Source organism: Pedococcus bigeumensis (assembly GCF_039531795.1).
Taxonomy (GTDB): Bacteria; Actinomycetota; Actinomycetes; order Actinomycetales; family Dermatophilaceae; genus Pedococcus; species Pedococcus bigeumensis.
In genome coordinates this window covers 104,049-123,535 of the sequence record NZ_BAAAQS010000005.1, presented here as the reverse complement: position 1 = coordinate 123,535, position 19,487 = coordinate 104,049, and the positions used below count along the sequence as shown (strand labels likewise).

Annotated in this window: 18 protein-coding genes and 1 riboswitch; of the genes, 8 read left to right on the top strand and 10 right to left on the bottom strand. The window is 72.6% G+C overall.

Features of this window, described 5'->3' with window-relative positions:
- Positions 1–76: 76 nt before the first annotated feature.
- The 7 genes from ABD262_RS16265 to ABD262_RS16235 are packed head-to-tail and all read right to left on the bottom strand — an operon-like array spanning position 77 to position 7,867.
- Positions 77–613: an NUDIX hydrolase family protein gene (locus ABD262_RS16265; RefSeq protein WP_344138510.1), complete on the bottom strand. Its 537-nt coding sequence runs from the start codon at positions 611–613 to the stop codon at positions 77–79.
- A gap of 50 nt (positions 614–663) precedes the next feature.
- Entirely contained in the window at positions 664–2,019 is a 1,356-nt protein-coding gene (locus ABD262_RS16260) for an FAD-binding oxidoreductase (protein WP_344138508.1), read from the bottom strand.
- Positions 2,016–2,984 carry an ECF transporter S component gene (locus ABD262_RS16255; RefSeq protein ID WP_344138506.1) on the bottom strand — a complete coding sequence of 323 codons (969 nt, stop codon included), beginning with the start codon at positions 2,982–2,984 and terminating at the stop codon, positions 2,016–2,018. The genes ABD262_RS16260 and ABD262_RS16255 overlap by 4 nt, the downstream gene beginning before the upstream one ends.
- Positions 2,984–4,657: an ABC transporter ATP-binding protein gene (locus tag ABD262_RS16250; RefSeq protein WP_344138504.1), complete on the bottom strand. Its 1,674-nt coding sequence runs from the start codon at positions 4,655–4,657 to the stop codon at positions 2,984–2,986. The genes ABD262_RS16255 and ABD262_RS16250 overlap by 1 nt, the downstream gene beginning before the upstream one ends.
- Positions 4,654–5,745, bottom strand: coding sequence for an energy-coupling factor transporter transmembrane component T (locus tag ABD262_RS16245; protein WP_344138502.1), 1,092 nt, complete (start codon positions 5,743–5,745; stop codon positions 4,654–4,656). The genes ABD262_RS16250 and ABD262_RS16245 overlap by 4 nt, the downstream gene beginning before the upstream one ends.
- A gap of 5 nt (positions 5,746–5,750) precedes the next feature.
- Positions 5,751–6,602: a hypothetical protein gene (locus ABD262_RS16240; RefSeq protein ID WP_344138500.1), complete on the bottom strand. Its 852-nt coding sequence runs from the start codon at positions 6,600–6,602 to the stop codon at positions 5,751–5,753.
- The gene (locus tag ABD262_RS16235; protein WP_344138498.1) at positions 6,602–7,867 is read right to left on the bottom strand and encodes a prenyltransferase/squalene oxidase repeat-containing protein; all 1,266 of its coding nucleotides are present in this window, start codon (positions 7,865–7,867) and stop codon (positions 6,602–6,604) included. The genes ABD262_RS16240 and ABD262_RS16235 overlap by 1 nt, the downstream gene beginning before the upstream one ends.
- Between ABD262_RS16235 and ABD262_RS16230 the strand changes: the two genes are divergently transcribed.
- The 3 genes from ABD262_RS16230 (at position 7,851) to ABD262_RS16220 (ending at position 13,670) form a co-directional block, all read left to right on the top strand.
- On the top strand, positions 7,851–8,294 hold the full coding sequence (locus ABD262_RS16230) for a hypothetical protein (RefSeq protein WP_344138496.1): 444 nt from the start codon (positions 7,851–7,853) through the stop codon (positions 8,292–8,294). The two genes, ABD262_RS16235 and ABD262_RS16230, sit on opposite strands and share 17 nt — an antisense overlap.
- Before the next feature lie 48 nt (positions 8,295–8,342).
- A riboswitch (cobalamin riboswitch) is annotated at positions 8,343–8,468 on the bottom strand.
- Between the two features lie 379 nt (positions 8,469–8,847).
- On the top strand, positions 8,848–12,195 hold the full coding sequence (ileS, locus tag ABD262_RS16225; RefSeq protein WP_344138494.1) for an isoleucine--tRNA ligase: 3,348 nt from the start codon (positions 8,848–8,850) through the stop codon (positions 12,193–12,195).
- Positions 12,196–12,284: 89 nt separating this feature from the next.
- A complete protein-coding gene (locus ABD262_RS16220) occupies positions 12,285–13,670 on the top strand; it encodes a bifunctional folylpolyglutamate synthase/dihydrofolate synthase (protein WP_344138492.1) in 1,386 nt (461 codons plus the stop codon).
- 79 nt (positions 13,671–13,749) lie between these two features.
- On the opposite strand, the gene ABD262_RS16215 is transcribed toward ABD262_RS16220, so the two are convergent.
- Complete coding sequence (locus tag ABD262_RS16215; protein ID WP_255358323.1) at positions 13,750–13,881, bottom strand: hypothetical protein; 132 nt, start codon at positions 13,879–13,881, stop codon at positions 13,750–13,752.
- 191 nt (positions 13,882–14,072) lie between these two features.
- Between ABD262_RS16215 and ABD262_RS16210 the strand changes: the two genes are divergently transcribed.
- Entirely contained in the window at positions 14,073–14,489 is a 417-nt protein-coding gene (locus tag ABD262_RS16210; RefSeq protein ID WP_344138489.1) for a DUF4233 domain-containing protein, read from the top strand.
- On the opposite strand, the gene ABD262_RS16205 is transcribed toward ABD262_RS16210, so the two are convergent.
- Positions 14,371–15,087 carry a DUF998 domain-containing protein gene (locus ABD262_RS16205; RefSeq protein WP_344138487.1) on the bottom strand — a complete coding sequence of 239 codons (717 nt, stop codon included), beginning with the start codon at positions 15,085–15,087 and terminating at the stop codon, positions 14,371–14,373. The genes ABD262_RS16210 and ABD262_RS16205 overlap by 119 nt on opposite strands.
- A 42-nt stretch (positions 15,088–15,129) precedes the next feature.
- On the opposite strand from ABD262_RS16205, the gene ndk reads away from it, so the two are divergent.
- On the top strand, positions 15,130–15,558 hold the full coding sequence (gene ndk / locus ABD262_RS16200) for a nucleoside-diphosphate kinase (protein WP_344138485.1): 429 nt from the start codon (positions 15,130–15,132) through the stop codon (positions 15,556–15,558).
- A gap of 33 nt (positions 15,559–15,591) precedes the next feature.
- Here the strand turns inward: ndk and ABD262_RS16195 are convergent, their stop codons facing one another.
- The gene (locus ABD262_RS16195; RefSeq protein WP_344138483.1) at positions 15,592–16,113 is read right to left on the bottom strand and encodes a MarR family winged helix-turn-helix transcriptional regulator; all 522 of its coding nucleotides are present in this window, start codon (positions 16,111–16,113) and stop codon (positions 15,592–15,594) included.
- 68 nt (positions 16,114–16,181) lie between these two features.
- On the opposite strand from ABD262_RS16195, the gene ABD262_RS16190 reads away from it, so the two are divergent.
- The 3 genes from ABD262_RS16190 to mreC all read left to right on the top strand — a co-directional run bounded on the left by ABD262_RS16190 (position 16,182) and on the right by mreC (position 19,484).
- On the top strand, positions 16,182–17,441 hold the full coding sequence (locus ABD262_RS16190; RefSeq protein ID WP_344138481.1) for an MFS transporter: 1,260 nt from the start codon (positions 16,182–16,184) through the stop codon (positions 17,439–17,441).
- Between the two features lie 194 nt (positions 17,442–17,635).
- Positions 17,636–18,649 carry a rod shape-determining protein gene (gene mreB / locus ABD262_RS16185; RefSeq protein WP_344139997.1) on the top strand — a complete coding sequence of 338 codons (1,014 nt, stop codon included), beginning with the start codon at positions 17,636–17,638 and terminating at the stop codon, positions 18,647–18,649.
- Positions 18,650–18,665: 16 nt separating this feature from the next.
- Entirely contained in the window at positions 18,666–19,484 is an 819-nt protein-coding gene (gene mreC / locus ABD262_RS16180) for a rod shape-determining protein MreC (protein ID WP_344138479.1), read from the top strand.
- Positions 19,485–19,487: the final 3 nt, after the last annotated feature.

Below are 19,487 nucleotides of genomic sequence, written 5' to 3'. Positions count from 1 at the left end.
TGTTGGCTGAATATGGCTGCGAAACCGGTCGTGGTCGTGCTCACAAGCGTCCCGGTCCGGTCCGGCGCTGACGTGCTCAGAGGGGGTGTCCCAGGTGGGCCATCGCCTGCCGGAGGAGCACGCCGTGTCCGCCGTCCATCTCCTCCAGGAGCGCGGGCGACACGGCCTCGGCAGGGGTCAGCCAGGCGAGGTCGAGGGCGTCCTGCTGCGGCTGGCAGTCACCGGCCACCGGCACCACGAAGGCGAGCGAGACGGCGTGCTGGCGAGGGTCGTGGAACGGGGTGACACCGGGGGTGGGGAAGTACTCGGCCACGGTGAACGGCTGGGGGCTGGCGGGGATCTGCGGCAGGGCCATCGGCCCGAGGTCCTTCTCGATGTGCCGGATCAGGGCGTCGCGGACCCGCTCGTGGTAGAGCACGCGGCCGGAGACGAGCTCACGGTTGATCGCGCCGTCCGAGGCCCGCAGGAGCAGACCGACCGCGCTCACGGCCCCGCGCTCGTCGACCCGCACCGGGACGGCGTCCACGTAGAGGATGGGCAGCCGCTCGCGGGCGGCGTCGAGCTCCTCGCGGGTCAACCAGGACTCACTGCGGTCGAGTTCGAGGTTGCTCATGTCGTCGTTTCTACCAGTCGGACACCGGGAGCCCGCGCTGGGACCACCCGTCAGGACCAGTAGACCCGGCCGGGGTTGAGGATTCCGCGCGGGTCGAACAGCGCCTTCACCGCGCGCTGGCGCTCGAGCTCTCGCTCGCCGAGCTCCTGGGCCAGCCACGGCGCCTTCAGGGTGCCCACGCCGTGCTCGCCGGTGATGGTGCCGCCCATCCGCAGGGCCGCGGTGACCATCTCGGAGAACGCCAGGTGAGCGCGCTGCCGGCTCGGGGGGTCGGTCGGGTCGAAGAAGATGCTGGGGTGCAGGTTGCCGTCTCCGGCGTGACCGGCCATGACGATCTCGACGTCGTGCCTGGCCGCGATCTCCCGGCCGGTGCGGATCAGCTCGGTCAGCCGACCGACGGGGACGCAGACGTCTTCGAGGTAGCGCGGCCCCTTGGCCTCCAGGGCCGGGCTCAGCGCCCGACGGCCGGCGAGCAGCAGGTCGGCCTCGGCCGGGTCGTCCGCGACGGCGACGTCGACGGCGCCCGCGTCGGTGAGCAACCCGGCATACCGCTGCACGTCCTCGCTGGTGTGGTCCGGGCGGTCGGACTGGACGAGCAGCACCGCCTCGCAGTCCAGGGGGAAGCCGTAGTCGGCGAGCGCCTGCACCGCCGCCACGGCAGCGCGGTCGAGCAGCTCGACGAGCGAGGGCCGGTGGCGCTCGCGGCGCAGCGCGACGATCGCCACCGAGGCGGCCTCGAGGGAGCCGAACGTCGCCAGCACGGTGAGGGCGGGGTCTGGCGCGGGCAGCAGGCGGGTGGTGACCTCGGTGACCACCCCGAGCGTGCCCTCGGAGCCGACGAACAGCCCGGTGAGGTCGAGGCCGGCCACTCCCTTGGCGGTGCGGTGCCCGGTGCGGACCACCTCCCCGCCGGGCAGCACGAGCTGGAGGGCGCGGACGTAGTCGGCCGTCACCCCGTACTTCACGCAGCACAGGCCACCCGCGTTGGTGGCGACGTTGCCGCCGATGGTGCAGAACGCTGCGCTGGCCGGGTCGGGTGGGTAGAACAGCCCTTCAGCGGCCGCCGCGTCCTTGAGGGTCTTGGTCACGACGCCGGGCCCGAGCACGGCCAGGCCCTCGAGCGGGTCGACGGTCGAGAGCGTGTCGAGCCCTTCGGTGTTGAGGACGACGCCACCCTCGATCGCCACCGAGGCCCCGGTGAGGCTGCTGCGCGCACCCTGCGGCACCACCGGGGTGCGGGTCTCGTGGGCCCACCGCATCACCTCCACGACGTCACCGAGGTCGCGCGCCCGCACGACCTCGAAGTCACCCGGGGCGGTGGCGCCGACCGACTGGTCCACGGCGTAGGTCGCCTTGACGTCGGGGTCGGTGACCGTGCGGATGGGCAGCGAGGTGGGCGTGCTCACCCGTGCAGCGTATGCCGCGTCGCGGGCTCGTCGTCGCGGCGGACCGCGCTGGGCGTGGCCACCGCGTCGACCGTGCCGTCCGCGTCGGAGGTGGCCTCCGCGTCGACCGTGCCGTCCGTGTCGGAGGTGGCCTCGGCGTCGACCGTGGCCTCCGCGTCGACCGTGTCCCCCGCGTCGAAGGTGGCCTCCGCGTCGAACGCGGCCCGACGCGACGCCCGGCGCAGTGTGCCGAGGACGGCTCGTCCGGTGAGGGCGATGAGGACCACGTTGGTGACCGCGCGCCCGAGGTCCCACGGGGCCGACGTGGCCAGCGAGAAGAGCCCGAACCGGCGCAGGTTCTCCCACGGCGGCGCACCCGCGACGAACGACAGGTCGCTCTCCAGGCCGCTGGCGAAGGGCCAGAACGAGAAGTTGAGCGCCACGCCGTAGAGCAGTCCGGCCAGCGCGCCGTAGCAGGCCAGGAGCACCAGCTCCCAGCGACGCGGGACCTGCGGGAGCAGACCGGCGCCCAGGCCCACCCAGGCGGCGCCCAGCATCTGGTAGGGCAGCCACGGCCCGACGCCACCGGTGACCAGCGCGGAGGCGAACAGCGTGGTCGAGCCGAGCACGAAACCGAAGGCCGGACCGAACACCCGGCCGCCCAGGACGAGCAGGAAGAAGACCGTCTCCAGCCCCGCCGTGCCGGCGCCGAGGGGACGCAGGGCCGCACCGACGGCTGACAGCACGCCGAGCATCGCCACGGCCTTGACGTCGAGGCCGCCCTCGCTGATCTCGAACAGCACCACCGCCAACAGCAGTGGCAGCAGGAGGGCGAAGACCAGCGGCGCGTCGGCGTTCTGGCCGAGCCGGGACCCGGCCGAGGCGAAGAGGGGCCAGAGGAAGGCGAGCAGCCCGGCCACGGAGACGAGGGCGAGCGCGGCCGTGGAGCGAGGTCGCAACGCGATGGCGCGGGTCGGGGTGTCCATCACCGCGCCCCGAGGCTCGTGGCGGCGCCCAGCACCTGGTCGAGGCGCAGGAGCCTCGCCGGGGCGAGCACCTTGGCCACCTGCGGTGCGAAGGCGGGGGAGTCGCAGAGGATGTCGGTGGCTGGTCCGTCGGCGACGACCTTCCCCTCGGCCAGCACCACGACCCGGTCGGCCACGGTGGCGGCGAACTCGACGTCATGGGTCGCCACGGCCAGCGCGGTCCCGCCCGCGGCGAGGTCGCGCAACAGGTCGGCCAGCGCGGCCTTCCCGGGGTAGTCCAGCCCTCGGGTCGGCTCGTCGAGCAGCAGCGCCCCCGGAGATGCGGAGAGCTGGATCGCCAGCACGAGGGCCAGCTGTTGCCCCTCCGACAGGTCGCGGGGGTGGCGCTCGTCGGGTATGCCCGGCGCGAGCCGGTCGAGCGTCGCGCGCGTGGCCCCCGGAGCCGCTCCCGACTCGTGGTCCGCCTGGCGGCACTCGGCCTGCACCGAGTCGAGGTAGAGCAGGTCCGGGGCGCTCTGGGGGACCAGGCCGACGTGGCCGCGCCGGGCACGGGGTGCCTCGGCGGCGGGGTCGACCCGGGCTCCGGTGGCGGTGACGAGCGCGACCGACCCGCCGCTGCGGCTGCCGCTGCCGTGCAGTGCCCAGAGCAGCGACGACTTGCCGGAACCGTTGCGGCCCATGACGACTGCGACCTCGCCGTCGCGCAGGGCCAGGTCGACCGAGCGCACCGCGGCCACCGTGTCGTGGGTGACCGAGAGGGCCGACGCGAGGAGCCGCGACGGTCCGGGGCCCGGCTCCTGCGTGCCGGGGTCCGAGGTGTCGGCGGGACCCGGCTCGGTGAGCGCGGCTCGCAGCGCGGTGGCCGCGCGGCGGGCGTCCCGGACGGTCAGGGGCAGGGGGTCCCAGCCGGCCCAGCGGCCGAGGTGGACCACCGGCGGGGCCAGGGCAGCGGTGGCCATGACGTCGCTCGGGCGGCCGTCGGTGACCGTGCCGTCGTCGTGCAGCTCGACGACCCGGTCGGCGGCACCGACGATCCGCTCCAGCCGGTGCTCCGACAGCAGGACGGTCAGGCCGAGGTCGTGGACGAGCCGCGAGAGCGTCGCGAGCACCTCCTCGGCGCCGGTCGGGTCGAGGGCGGAGGTGGGTTCGTCGAGGACCAGGAGCCGTGGGTTGGCGGTGAGCACCGACCCGATCGCCACCCGCTGCTGCTGCCCGCCCGACAGGTCGCGCAGGGGCGCGTCGCGCAGGTCGGCGATACCGAGCAGGTCGAGCACCTCCTCCACCCTGCGGCGCATGGCAGCCGGGTCGAGGGCCAGCTGCTCGAGCGTGTAGGCGAGCTCCTCCTCCACGGTGTCCGTGACGAACCCCGCCAGCGGGTCCTGGCGGACGACTCCGACCACGCCCGCAAGGTCGCGGGGCCGGTGGGTGCGGGTGTCGCGGCCGAAGACCGACACGCGACCCGAGAGGTGGCCACCGGTGAAGTGGGGCACGGTGCCGTTCACGGCGCCGAGCAGGGTCGACTTGCCCGAGCCGGTGCGGCCGGTGACGACGACGAGCTCACCTTCCTGGAGCGTGAACGACGCCGCGCGGATCGCGGGACGCGAGCTCCCGGCATACCGGATGGTGACGCGGTCGAAGACGACCGGGACGTGCGGGTCGACGGAGGCGCTCACGACGGGTCCCCCCGACGGGCGACCGGCGGGTCGGGGGCGACGAACGCCGGCAGGGCCGCCACGAGGATCCCGAGCACGGGGAGCAGGGGCAGCGCAGGGGCGGCCAGCGGCTCGAGGGGCAGGACCAGCGCGCCCGGGGCGCGGGTGGACTGCACGACGACCAGCCCGGCGGCCAGCAGCCCCGAGGCGGCGACGAGCCACTCCGGCAGCGCCCACCGGTCGGGCCGGTAGACCGTGCGCTGCACGCTGTGGCCGCCCACCCGCATGCCGATCGCCGCCAGGACCAACCCGAGGACGAGCATGGGGAGTCCGATGACCGCGGGCGCGGTGCTGTCGAGCAGGCCGTACATCCCGATGGCGGCGCCCAGCAGGCCGGTGAGGGTCAGCGCGGCGGTGACCCGCCTCGTCGTCGGCGACTGCTCGGTGCGGCGGCCGTACCCCCGTGAGTCCATCGCCGAGGCGAGCGACAACGAGCGGTCGAGGGTGTCCTGGAGGACGGGCAGCGCCACCCGTGCGACCGACCGGATCCCGGAGCCGCCCTCGCCACGCAGCACCCGCGCACGCCGGACCCGCTGGACGCTCTCGGCCAGCTGGGGCGCGACGGTCACCGAGATGACGACGGCGGTGCCGACCTCGTGCAGGGCGCTGGGGAGGGCGCGCAGGAGGCGCTTGGGGTTGGCGAGGGCGTTGGCCGCGCCGACGCAGGCGATCAGGCTGGCCAGCCGCAGCCCTTCGACCGCCGCGGCCAGCAGGCCCTCGAGGTAGAGCGGGCCGAGGAGGGTGATGCCGGGCAGCTCGACGCTGGGCAGCGTGTAGAGCCTCGTGCTGCCGACCTTGTAGCCCACCGCGACGTGGAGCAGGACCCGCAGGACGATGATGACGAGCCCGAGCGCGAGGTAGAGGCGGAAGGCCCGTGCCCAGGGGGAGCTGCCGCGCTTGGCCGCGACCACCAGGCTCGCGACGGTCACCGCGAGCAGGAGGAGCAGGGGGTTGCTGGTGCGCGAGCAGGCCACGGCCAGCCCGATCGCCCACACCCACCAGGCGACCGGGTGGAGGTGACGGGACAGCGGGGGGCCGGCCGTGCGCACGACCCTCAGCCCGTGGCCCGGCGACGGATCGCGAGGTATGCCGCGCCGGCGCCGACCAGCCCGACCAGGCCGAGCCCGGCGAGCAGGGTGGTGGGCGAGCCCGAGTCGGTCGAGTCCGCCCGGGCGCCTGCAGCGCTCGCACCGTCGCCGGTCGGGTCGGTCGGTGCCGTCGCGCCCGTGGTGGTGGCACCGCTCGCCGTGGTGGTCGTGCTGCGGGGTGGCGAGGGCTTCGTGCCGGGTGTGGGGGCCGAACCGGTCCCCACACCGGTGCCGGCTGCGGGCGTCGACCCGGTCGAGGAGCCCGGGCTGCCGGGTCGTGCAGGGGTCGTGGCCGCGGGCTTCGGCTTCGGCGTGGGTGCCGGCGGGCGGCTCGACGAGGAGGACGGGCTGGGCTTCGGGGACGGCTTGGGCGCGACCGCGGCGGGAGGAGGGCTGCTGGGAGCCCCGCCGGAGCCGAACGCGAACCCGATGACGGTGCCGGGCGCGGGGTTGTAGTCGGCAACCCCCGAGCTGCTGTAGGTCCACGAACCGCCGCGGGTGGCGTGGAAGAAGGCCCAGTAGGCGTTGGCGGGCGGCATCCGCTGGCAGGACTGGTCGGCGGGCACGCTGTTGATCTTGCAGACCACCGTGCCGGGGTACTGGGCCGGGCTCACGACCGAGGCGACCTTCGTGAGCACCCGCATGGCGGAGGTGTCGTCCGCGGCGCAGAGCGTGCTGCTGCTCGAGCCGTAGTCGACCACTACAGTCACACCGGTCGAGCCGCTGCAGGCCGCCGCCTGGGCGGCCCCGCCCGGGAGGGCGAGGCCGCCGGCGACGACGAGACCGGCAACGGCGACGAACCGCGCGACCAGCCGCATCAGACGTGCACGCCCTTGCGCCGTGCCAGCACGATCGCGGTCGCACCGGCCAGCAGCAGCAGCGCGCCGAGCAGGGTCAGCGCAGCCACGTTGCTGCCGGTGAAGGCCAGCGCTCCGGGCGTGGCCGACGCGGGGTCGGCCGGGTCGTCGGCACCCGTGCCGGGGGTGGCGGAGGTGCTCGTGGAGGACGCGGGCGACATGGTGGTCGTCGTGCTGGCGGGGCAGTCGAGGGCCGGCGCGATGGCCGACGCCCCGTCGGCGGTGACGGTCAGCAGCGAGCCCCCGGCCAGGCCGAGGGTGGCCTGGGGCGTGGCGCGCAGCGCGCGGTCGATCGCGGCCGTGGTCTTCGGCGCGGTCTTGAGCGTCGCGTAGTCCGCCGCGGTGAAGGCGATGCCGCCACGGAGGCCGGTCGCGAACGAGCAGTCGAGCTGGAGACCCGCCAGGAAGTCCTGGGCGCTCGCGAGCTCGACGTCGAGGCCACCGGCGGCGAAGGCCTGGGCTGCGACGCCCGCCGTGTTGGCGTTGTACTGGCCGTCGTCGTTGCGGAACCCGCCGTTGGGCGCCTGGTGCGACGAGAGCCACGCCAGGGCGTCGGCGGTCGCGGGGTCGTCGGCGCCCAGGAGGCCGACGAGGGCCTGGGCCGCGAACGCGGTGGCGTCCGCGTCACTGGAGCAGGGGGCGCCGGCGACATCGAGGTTGCCGCGGAAACCGCCGTCGCCGCACTGCTGGTCGAGGAGGTAGTCGCCAGCCGCATCCGGGACCGAGCCCGTGGCGCGCCCGAGGGCGATGAGGTCGAGGACCTGCCCGATGGTGTTGGAGTAGTCGCCGAAGTTCGACTTGTCGGAGAAGCGTCCGTCGACGGTCATCAGGCCCTCGAGGCGGGCGACGAGGTCCTGGCCGCCGAAGTCGGTGGGGTCACCGCCCTGGGCGACGACGCCGAGCACGAGCTTGCCCAGGGGGCCGGCGTAGGTCTCGGCGGTGGGGGAGCCGGCCGGGTCGGGGTAGCCCACGTAGTCGTCGACGTGCGCCGCGAGGTAGTCGGTCGTGGCGTCGGCCTGGTCGAGGCCGGCGCCGGCACCGTCCAGCGCGAGGACGGCGTCGACGGTGTTGCCGCCGTCGAAGTAGTCCGAGGCGGGGTAGTTGTAGTGGTCCTGTCGCGTGGCGAGGGTGCGCACGATGAAACCCGCGGCGTGGGCTGCCTGGTCGGAGCTGTCATCCGGCACGAGGGCGGCGCGCAGGGAGGAGCCGGTGCCGAACGGCCGCACGTCCTTCGTGGCGGTCGACAGCTTCGCCTTCGCCTTCGACGTGGTGGTCGGCGGCTTCGTCGTCGCCGTCGTCGTCGAGGGGGTCGTCGTGCTGGACGCGCTGGCGGAGGTCGTGGGGGACGTCGTGGCCGTCGACGTCGTGGCCGGCCCGGTGGAGGTCGTGGCTGTGGAGGTCGACGTCGTGGTGGTCGACGGCGTGGTGGTTGCTGGCGTGGTGGTCGACGGCGTGGTGGAGCTCGTGGTCGAACCGGTGGTCGTGACCGGCGTGGGCTCGGTCGTGCCGGCGAACGCCGCGCCGGGGACGACCAGCGAACCGGCCAGGGCCAGGGCTAGCGCAGCTGCCGGACGGGCGCTGCGGAGAGTGCGGTGCATGGTGCCTCTTCAATGCGAACGGTGTCGCGACGGGTGCACCGGCACCAGAACGTGAAAGACCCCCGGCGTCGCTGGAGCGACATCGGGGGGCGGCCTCGGACTTGGTGTCCGGGCTCCGCCCCGCGTACCTCGACGGAAATGGAGCCGCTTCGCGATCCAGGTGTTCCGGCTTGCCGCGGTTCAAGCGGCCTACGGTTGCGGGTCAGCGCCGGCATCTGACCGGCTTCCCCTGGTGTCGCGTCGTGGTGTCGCCTTGCGGTCGGTGACCTCAGGGCAACGCCGCTCACCCTACACCGCACCCGGTGGTCCGCCCGCCGTGCGAGCGTGCCCTTCGTCACGCATGGCTAGACTGGGCGGCACAGGCGTCGAACCGGCCATCACCGGGGAGCCTCCGGAAGAACGGCAGGGCGCGCCCGCGGCATACGCGGGCCACCAGGCTCACTAGAACCGGACGGGTGGGTCCGTCACAACCTTCGGCAAGAGCGGTCGTGTGCCGCGTGCGTCAGCACGCGGGGCACGGCAAGCGAGGTGGCACCGCGGTGCCGTCGGGAAACCCGGCGACGTCGTCCTCGTGTGAAGACACGAGTGATGTGAGGACCGCCGACACCATGACCTATCCCAAGGTCTCCAGCGCCACCGTCCCCAGCGACGCCCAGGACACCGTCCCCGGCGTGCCCGCCTCCCCGCGCTTCCCCGAGATCGAGGAGCGCATCCTCAAGTACTGGGACGAGGACGGGACCTTCATCGCGTCGGTGGAGAACCGGTCGGCCGGCACCGACGGCGACAACGAGTTCGTCTTCTACGACGGCCCGCCGTTCGCCAACGGCCTGCCGCACTACGGCCACCTGCTGACCGGCTACGTGAAGGACCTCATCCCGCGCTACCAGACCATGCGCGGTCGCCGGGTCGAGCGACGGTTCGGGTGGGACACGCACGGCCTGCCCGCCGAGCTCGAGGCGATGGCGCAGCTCGGCATCAAGACCAAGGACGAGATCCTCGAGATCGGCATCGAGGAGTTCAACGCCAAGTGCCGCCAGTCGGTGCTGAAGTACACGGGGGAGTGGCGCGAGTACGTCACGCGCCAGGCCCGCTGGGTCGACTTCGACAACGACTACAAGACGTTCAACCCCGACTACATGGAGTCGGTCATCTGGGCGTTCAAGTCGTTGTACGACAAGGGCCTGATCTACGAGGGCTTCCGCGTGCTGCCCTACTGCTGGAACGACCAGACGCCGCTGTCCAACCACGAGCTGCGGATGGACGACGACGTCTACCAGAACCGCCAGGACCCGGCCGTCACGGTGGGCTACCGCCTCTCCACCGGCGAGCTGGCCCTCATCTGGACGACCACCCCGTGGACCCTGCCGTCCAACCTGCTCGTCGTCGTGGGCCCTGACATCGACTACGTCGTCGTCGAGTCGGACTTCACCGGCAGCACGGAGCGCTACGTCGTCGCCGAGGCCCGCCTCTCCGCCTACGCCAAGGACCTCGGCCTCGACGCCGACACGGCTGCCGACCACGTCGTCGAGCGGCTCAAGGGCTCCGACCTCGTCGGGCGCTCCTACACGCCGCCGTTCTCCTACTACCAGGGCCACGAGGGCGCGCACCGGGTCGTCGCAGACGACTACGTGACGACGACCGACGGCACGGGCCTGGTCCACAACGCGGGGGCGTTCGGTGAGGAGGACAAGGTCACGACCGACCGCGAGGGCATCGAGCCGGTCGTGCCGGTCGGCGCCGACGGGCGGTTCATCTTCCCGGTGACCGACTACGAGGGCGTCCAGGTCTTCGACGCCAACGCGTTGATCATCGAGCACCTCAAGGCGCGCACCCGTGGCGAGGGCGAGACGGGTGCGGTCACCGAGGGCACCGTCCTGCTGCGTCGCGAGACCTACGACCACTCCTACCCCCACTGCTGGCGCTGCCGCATGCCACTGATCTACATGGCCGTGTCGAGCTGGTTCGTCGAGGTCACCAAGTTCAAGGACCGGATGCTCGAGCTCAACGAGCAGATCGCCTGGACCCCTGACCACATCAAGAACGGCCAGTTCGGCAAGTGGCTCGAGAACGCCCGTGACTGGTCGATCACCCGCAACCGCTTCTGGGGCAGCCCCGTCCCGGTGTGGCGGTCGGACGACCCGCAGTACCCGCGGATCGACGTGTACGGCTCCTTCGAGGAGATCGAGCGCGACTTCGGACGGCTGCCCCGCAGCTCCGACGGGCAGGTCGACCTGCACCGTCCCTTCGTCGACGAGCTCACCCGGCCCAACCCCGACGACCCCACGGGGCAGTCGACGATGCGCCGCGTCGAGGACGTCCTCGACGTGTGGTTCGACTCCGGCTCGATGAGCTATGCCCAGGTGCACTACCCGTTCGAGAACGCCGAGTGGTTCGAGCACCACTTCCCGGCCGACTTCATCGTCGAGTACATCGGGCAGACCCGCGGCTGGTTCTACATGCTGCACATCCTCTCGACGTCGCTGTTCGACCGCCCTGCCTTCAGCTCGGTGATCTGCCACGGCATCGTGCTCGGCTCCGACGGACAGAAGATGTCGAAGTCGCTGCGCAACTACCCCGACGTGCGCGAGGTGTTCGACCGTGACGGCGCCGACGCGATGCGCTGGTTCCTCATGGGCAGCCCGATCCTGCGTGGTGGCAACCTCATCGTCACCGAGCAGGGCATCCGCGACGGTGTGCGGCAGGTGATCATCCCGCTCTGGAACACCTGGTACTTCTTCTCGTTGTACGCCAACGCTTTTGTGCACGGTGGTGGCAGCGCCGCCGACGGGGCCCAGGGCTACGAGGCGAAGTGGTCGACCGCGTCGACCGACCCGCTCGACCGCTACCTGCTGGCCAAGCTGCGCCAGTTCGTCGAGACGATGACCACCCAGCTCGACGGGTACGAGGTGGCGTCGGCCTGCGAGACGACCCGTGGCTTCCTCGACGTGCTCACCAACTGGTACGTGCGTCGTTCGCGCGAGCGCTTCTGGGACACCGGCAGCACGACGGGCGGGGGAGCCGGCGGCGGGGCCGGGCAGGCCTTCGACACCCTCTACACGGCACTCGAGGTGCTGTGTCGCGTGACCGCGCCGCTGCTCCCGCTGGTGACCGAGGAGATCTGGCGCGGCCTGACCGGTGGTCGGTCCGTGCACCTCACGGACTGGCCCGAGGCCTCCGACCTGCCCGCCGACGATGCCCTCGTGGCGGCGATGGACCGGGTGCGGGACGTCTGCTCCGTGGCGTCGTCCCTGCGCAAGGCCGACGGCCTGCGCACCCGCCTGCCGCTCGGCGACCTCACGGTCGTCGTGGCCGACGCCGCCGCACTCAAGGCCTACGCGCCGATCATCGCCGACGAGGTCAACGTCAAGCAGGTCACCCTCATCGACGAGGGTGACGCGGCCGCGGCCGCCTTCGAGGTCGACCAGCGGCTCACCGTGCACGCACGGGTGGCCGGACCGCGACTCGGCCGCGAGGTGCAGAAGGTCATCCAGGCCTCCAAGGCGGGCGACTGGTCGGTGGACGACCACGGCTCCGTCGTGGCCGGCGGGGTGGAGCTGCTCGAAGGGGAGTTCACCCTGGAGCAGGCCTTCCTCGGGGAGAAGGACGAGCGGCACAGCCGGGCCCTGCTGCCCAACGGCGGTGGCGTCGTCGTCCTGGACACGCTCGTCACGCCCGAGCTCGCGCAGGAAGGGCTGGCTCGCGACATCGTCCGGGCCGTCCAGCAGGCCCGGCGCGACGGCGGGCTCGACGTGTCCGACCGGATCTCGTTGACCGTCACGGGTTCGCAGGCGGTCTGGGAGGCCACGGTCGCCCACCAGGCGCTGATCGTCGAGGAGACGCTGGCCAGCCAGTTCGGGTCTGCGCCGCAGCTCGACGCCCTGCCCGAGCGCGCCGACGTCGTCGGCGCCACGGTCGGTGACGGTGAGCCGGTGCGCATCAAGGTCATGAAGCTCTGAGCTGACGGGCGGGACGAAACGGGCAGCGGTCCTTCGAGACCGCTGCCCCCGTTTCGCGTCGGGGGTGGTCGCTGCGGGAGGATGGGCGCATGCCTGCTCCTGATGCCGCCCAGCGCGAGGCCGCGCACAACCTCGAGGTCATGAAACGGCTCCGTGAGGTCGAGCAGGCCATCGACGGTCGGGCGCCGGAGAGTGACATCGAGCCGTCCCTCGACCAGATCCGTGCGGTCATGGACCTCCTGGGCGACCCCCAGCGCAGCTACCCGGTCATCCACCTGACCGGCACCAACGGCAAGACGTCGACGACGCGGATCATCGACTCGATGCTGCGCGAGATGGGGCTGAAGACGGGGCGGTTCACCTCGCCGCACCTGCACTCGATGCGCGAGCGGATCGCCCTGTCCGGAGTGCCGATCAGCCCGGAGAAGTTCATCGCCGCCTACGACGAGGTGCTGCCGTTCGTCGAGATCGTGGACGCCCAGTCCGCGGAGGCCGGGCGCCCCCGGATGAACTACTTCCAGATCCTCGTGGCGGTTGCGTATGCCGCGTTCGCGGACGCGCCGGTCGACGTCGCCATCGTGGAGGTCGGGCTCGGCGGAGCGTGGGACGCGACCAACGTCGCCGACGGCCAGGTGGCCGTGGTGACGCCGGTCAGCCTCGACCACACCCGCATGCTCGGCGACACGGTGGAGCAGATCGCCGACGAGAAGTCGGGGATCATCAAGGCCGACGCCGTGGCCGTGATCGGGGTGCAGGAGCCCGAGGTCACCGAGATCATGGCGCAGCGAGCTGAGTCCGTCGGCGCGCGGATCGCGATGGAGGGCAACGACTTCGGCCTGCTCACCCGCGAGGTGGCGGTCGGTGGTCAGCAGATCTCGGTCCGCGGCCTCGGCGGCGACTACGAGGACCTGCTGCTTCCCCTGCACGGTGCGCACCAGGCCCACAACACGGTGCTCGCCATCGCGGCGGTCGAGGCGTTCCTCGGCGGGGGCGAGCAGCGTCTCGACCCCGACATCGTCCGGGCCGGGATCGCGGCCGTCGCCTCGCCCGGGCGTTTGGAGATCGTGCGACGGTCGCCCACCGTCCTCGTCGACGCGGCGCACAACCCGGCCGGCGCGCTCGCGCTGCGCGCCGCCCTCGAGGACTCGTTCAACTTCGCGCGGATCATCGGGGTGGTGGCCATCCTCAAGGACAAGGACGCGACCGAGATGCTCGAGATCCTCGAGCCGGTGCTCGACCACGTGGTCGTGTCACGCACCACCTCGCCGCGAGCGATGCGCCCCGACGAGCTCGGCCAGCTGGCGGTCGAGATCTTCGGCGAGGACCGGGTCACGGTCGTGCAGGACCTGCCCGACGCGCTCGACACGGCAGCCGGCCTGGCCGACGAGGGCGGTGTCGGCGGGGGCGTGCTCGCCACTGGCTCGGTGACCACCGCGGCCGAGGTGCGCATGCTCCTCGGCGCCACCGACGTCTGACCAGCAGACCCTCNACCCCGGAAACGTCCCGGGGTGAAGCCGACCTTGGCCGGGTGGGCCGTCGTGCCGGTCCGGTCTGTTACTTCTTGCCGATCTGACCCACGTCGAGATGGGTCTTCGCGTCGGCCTTGGCGTGCTTCTCGGCGCGCTTCTCCTTGATAGACTTGCCCGCCTTCTTGGCCAGGTGTTGTCGAGGTGACTTGTCGGCCATGGCTGTGCTCCCAGCGCTAGGAAGCCTGAATGACTCCGTGTTCTGACAGTACGCCGTCCGGCGCCTGCACGAGGCCGTGACCACACGGCATACCCTCGAGGCATGATCGGGAAGTTCGTGGTGCTCGTCATCGTGGTGGCCGTCGTGTTCTGGCTGGTCACGAGGTTCCGTGACAACGGCCGGGGCGGTCGATGAGGGGAATCGTCTTCTACGGCTCGCTCGGCAAGTTCACCTGGCGGATGCTCGCCACCGTGCTGGGCAGCCAAGGCGTCGTCGTGTTCCTCGGGGCCCTGGTCGCGCGCGGCCTGGCCAGCGCCGAGGGTGACGACCGCAGCCACGCCTGGCTCTGGACGGGGGTCGGGCTGGCCCTGCTGTGCTTCCTCGCCGCAGGCCTGATGCGTCGCCCGTGGGGCGTCACGCTGGGTTGGCTGATCCAGGTGCTGACCTTCGCGAGCGCCGTGGTGGTCCCGGCCATGATCGGCGTCGGGGTCATCTTCCTCGTGCTGTGGGTGGGGTCACTGGTCCTGTGCCGTCGGGTCGAGGACCAGGTGGCGGCCCGGCTGGCCTCGGACGCGGCGACGCAGCAGCAGGACCCGGCGACGCAGTAGCGGTCGCGAGGGCCGCGAGGGGGAGCCAGAGCTTCGCCGGCCAGACCGCTGCCCGCTCGGCCAGCCCGACCCACTCGTCGTGGCCCAGCAGCACGACGAAGCAGGCGACCCCGACGAGGGCGACCGCCGCGAGGCCCAGGCCCGCTCGTCGCGCTGCTCCTGGGCGAAGGAGCAGCGCGTGGAGCAGCAGCGCCACCGGTTGGGCGGCGAAGACGGGAAACGCGACCAGCGAGTGGGCGGTCGGGTGCGTGTCGACCGGCAGGAGCCCGACCCCGACGGAGCCCAGGCCGGCGACCACCCAGAGCCAGCCGACGACGGTCCTGCGGCCGCTGCGCCCCTGGCCCGCGAGCAGGGGGAGCGCGCCGAGCGCCTGGAGCAGACCGAACCCGACGAAGGCGACGTTCATGGCCTGGGGTGCCGAGGAGCACCCGGCACCGCCGGGGTCACAGGCCGTGCCGAGGGCGCTGATCGTGTCGTCCCGCACCGAGTACGCGACCCCGGTGAGGACGGCCAGGCCCACCTCTGCGACGAGGTAGAGCGGCTGGACCAGCCACGCGGCGCGGGCCGGTGCCGCACTGCTCCACCCGGCCCGTCGCACACCGTGACGCTAGTCCCTGCCGCCCTCGGTAGGCTGCCGTCCGTGACGACTCAGACCGAACGTTCCCTTGTCCTGGTCAAGCCCGACGGGTTCTCCCGCGGCCTCTCCGGCGAGGTCCTGCGCCGCATCGAGGCGAAGGGCTACACGCTGGCCGCGCTCGCGGTGACCACGCCGACCCGTGAGCAGCTGGCCGAGCACTACGCCGAGCACGAGGGCAAGCCGTTCTACGAGCCGCTGGTCGAGTTCATGTCCAGCGGCCCGGTCACGGCGATCGTCATCGAGGGCAACCGCTGCATCGAGGGCTTCCGGGCGCTGGCCGGGGCGACCGACCCGACTGCCGCGCTGCCCGGCACGATCCGCGGCGACCTCGGTCGCGACTGGGGCAAGAAGGTCCAGGAGAACATCGTCCACGGCTCCGACTCCCCGGAGTCGGCGGCGCGTGAGATCGCGATCTGGTTCCCGAAGCTCTGACCGCTTCGGCGTCTTCAGCTACAGCGTCCTCAGCTACGGCGTCTTCAGGTCGTCGAGCCTGCTGATCACCACTTCGAGGAGCGCGGCCAGCTGGTCGCGCTCCTTGCGGGTCAGGCCCGCGAGGACGTCGGACTCGACGACGTTCGCCTCGCGCACCGCGGCACCGAACAGCTCCCACCCCTGGTCGGTGAGCTCGACGAGCACCCGGGTGCGGTTGTCGGGGTCGGGGGAGCGGCGCACCAGGCCGCGTTCGGTCATCTTGTCGAGCCGGTGCGTCATCGACGACGCGGCCACGGTGCAGGCGTCGGCGAGGCGGCTGGGCGTCATGGGGGTGCCGTCGGCGGTGGCGAGCTGCGCCACCACCGACCACTCGCCGTGCGACAGGTCGAGGTCGGCGAGCTGGCGCGTGTACCACTGCTCGAGCTTCTGGCTGACCGAGTTCACCGCGGTGATGACCCGCTGCACCGACTCGTCGCCGCCGGCCGCGACATAGGTCGCGACGGCTTCCTGGTACTGCTCCTGGGCGTTGAGGGGGCGCTTTCCGCGGGGAGGCATGACTCTATGTTCGCATGCTAAGATTTCGATGTCGAAATATTCACCCTCGAAGAACTGTTGACCACCCCATGCGCGCCCGCCTCCTGATCCTCGCCTCCGCCGTTGCCATGCTCGGCTGGGGCACCGTCCTGCCCTACCAGTACGCCTACGCGGCCACCACGCGTGGCTGGGGCTCCCTCGTGGCGGCTGCCGCCTCGAGCCTGTTCTCGGTGGGTGCGCTGCTCGCCGCCCCCATCGGCGGGCGGCTGGCCGACCGCATGTCGCCGGTGACGGTCGCCGTCGCCGCGAAGGTCATCGCGGCGTCGGGCGCAGCGTCGCTGATCTGGGCGGACGGTCCCATCTCCTTCCTCGTCGGCATGTTCGTCTTCGGCCTCGGCATCACCGCGGCGGGTCCGGCCCAGTCGGTCCTGGTGCTGCGCTGGGTCGGCGGGGCAGACCGCCGCAAGGTCTTCGCGTGGCAGTTCACCGGGCAGGCCCTCGGCATGGCCGTCGGCGCGTTCGCCGCGGGCTACGTCGTCGACCTCGACCGCGCCACCGGCATGTGGCCGGCCTTCGCCACCGCCGCCGTCGGCTTCCTGGTGTCCGGTGTCCTCCTCGTGGCGGCCGGTGCCCGCCGGTGGGGTATGCCGGTCGGCTCGGTCGACGAGCCCGGCCTCACCTCCCAGGGTGTCGGGTCCACCAGCCCCCGCGAGGCCCTGCGCGCCATCTGGGCGATCCCGGCGCTGCGCTGGACCGCGCTCATCACCGTTACCCTGGCGCTGGGCTTCTACGCCCAGTTCGAGTCGGGCCTGCCCGCCTACGCCCTGACGGTCCTGCACGTCGAGGAGACCACCATCGGGCTGGCGGCCGCCGTGAACTGCGTCGTCATCATCGCCCTCCAGATGCTCGTCGTCCGGCTCACCGCCCGGCGCAGCGGCGCCACCCTGCTCATGGGTGTCGGGGTGATCTGGACACTCTCGTGGCTGGTGCTCGCCGCCGCCTCGCTGAACCCCGAGCTCTCGGCTGCGCTGTTCGTCACCACCTTCGGGATCTTCGCCGTCGGCGAGACGATGTACGCGCCGGTGCTCAACCCGCTCACCGCCGGTCTTGCGCCCTCCGGGCTGGTCGGCACGACGCTGGGCATGTTCACCGCGCTGCAGACCGGGTTCTCGGCGGTCGGTCCGCTGGTCGCCGGGGTCATCCTCGGTGCGGGGCTCGGCAGCCTGTTCATCGGGCTGCACGTGGCGATCAGCCTGCTGGCCGTGTTCGCAGCGTGGCGCCTCCGGGCCGCCATGCGCCGGCCGCGCGAGGTCGCCGAGCCGGTCCGTGCGGCCGCCCTGGTGGCCTGACCACGCGGCATACGTCGACAGCGGGCACGGCGCGATCCGGCGGGCTCGGGCTCCGTCGGAACGCCCCGGGACGGCCACACCCAGGTCACACCAGTCACATCCGCACCATCCTCGCGACGGCTCGGGCGCGGCTCCCCGATCGGGGGGAGCCGCCGACCTAGCATCGCGGCGTGACGAGCGGTGCGCGCGGCTGGATGACGATGGGCAGGGACCTGGCCATCGACCTCGGCACCGCCAACACCCTGGTCTACGAACGCGGGCGGGGCGTCGTCCTCGACGAGCCCTCGGTCGTGGCGGTCGAGGCCGGCACCGGTCGGCTGATCGCCGCAGGCACCCGCGCCAAGGAGATGCTCGGGCGCACTCCCGGGCACGTCCGGGCGGTCCGGCCGCTGGCCGACGGCGTCATCTCGGACGCCGACGTCACCGAGCAGATGCTGCGCTACTTCGTCGACCAGGTGCGTCCCTCGCGGCTGGTCCGCCCCCGCATGGTCGTGTGCGTCCCCAGCGAGGTCACCGGGGTCGAGCGGCGGGCGCTCGAGGACGCCGCGGTCCGGTCGGGGGCCCGACGGGTCTACGTGATCGAGGAGCCGATGGCGGCGGCGATCGGGGCCGGGCTCCCGGTCAACGAGACCTCCGCCTCGATGGTGGTCGACATCGGGGGCGGCACGACCGACGTCGCGGTGATCAGCCTCGGGGGGATCGTGACGGCCAGGTCGGTGCGGGTCGGCGGCGACGAGATCGACGAGGCGGTGATCGCCCACGTCAAGAGCGAGTACTCGCTGCTGCTGGGCGAACGCAGCGCCGAGGACATCAAGGTGGCGGCCGGCTCCGCGTTCCCGCTCAGTGCGGAGACCAGTACCCGCGTGCGGGGTCGCGACCTCGTGACCGGGCTCCCGAAGACCGTGACCATCACCAGCCAGGAGGTCCGTCGGGCCATCGAGGGGCCGGTGCTCCAGATCGTCGACGTGGTGCGGGCCACCCTCGACGTGTGCCCGCCCGAGCTCGCCGGCGACATCCTCGACAACGGCGTCACGCTCACCGGCGGGGGAGCGCTGCTCCGGGGTCTGGACGAGCGGCTGCGCCACGAGCTCGGCGTGCCGGTCCGCGTGGCAGACGACCCGTTGCGGGCCGTGGTGCGCGGCTCCGGGCGGTGCGTGGAGGAGTTCTCGACGCTGGAGCGGGTCCTCATCGACACCCGCCGCTTCTGACTGGCGCAGGTGACCGATGCGTGACACCTCCCGACGCCGGCTCCTCGTGGTGCTGCTGGTCCTGACCGTCGTCGTCCTCGGGGTGGACGTCGCCGGAGGGCCGGGGGCCGGCCGGCTGCGGGCCGCCGGCGGTGCGGCGTTCGGGCCGATCGAGCGCCTCCTGTCACCGGGTGCCGACGCCGCAGGGGCAGCCGCGGCCCGCGCCCGGGAGGGGGTGCTGCGCGACCAGCTCGTCTCGCAGACCCGGGAGGCACGCGAGCTCGCCGCCCTGTCCGGGGCGCCCGACCTGGCCGGCAGCAGGTTCCTGCCCGCCCGTGTGGTCGGTGTCGGGCGCCAGGGCGCCGCCGGCCCCCAGCGGGTCACCCTCGACCTCGGGGCCCGCGACGGGGTGCGGCCCGAGCTCTCGGTCGTCGCCGCCGACGGGCTGGTCGGCCGGGTCGTGGCGGTGTCGCCCTGGACCTGCGACGTGCTGCTCGTCGGCAGCGCCGACCTGGTCGTCGGCGTCCGCGTCGGGGCGGCGGGCACGCTCGGCTCGGTGGGCAGCGGCGCTCGCGGACCCCAGCACCGCGCGGCAGGACAGCTGAACCTCACCGTCGTGGAGCGCGGGGCGATCCGGGCCGGTGACGCCGTCACCACCCTGGGCAGCGTGGGCGGCGCACCCTTCCCCGCCGGTCTGCGGATCGGCACGGTGCAGGACGTCGACGAGGTGCCCGGCGACCTCACACCGACGGCATCCGTGCGACCGTCGGTCGACCTGACGACGCTCGACGTCGTGGCCGTCCTCCTCACCGGACCACGCACCACGCCACGCACCCCCAGCACGGCCACGGGGTGAGGC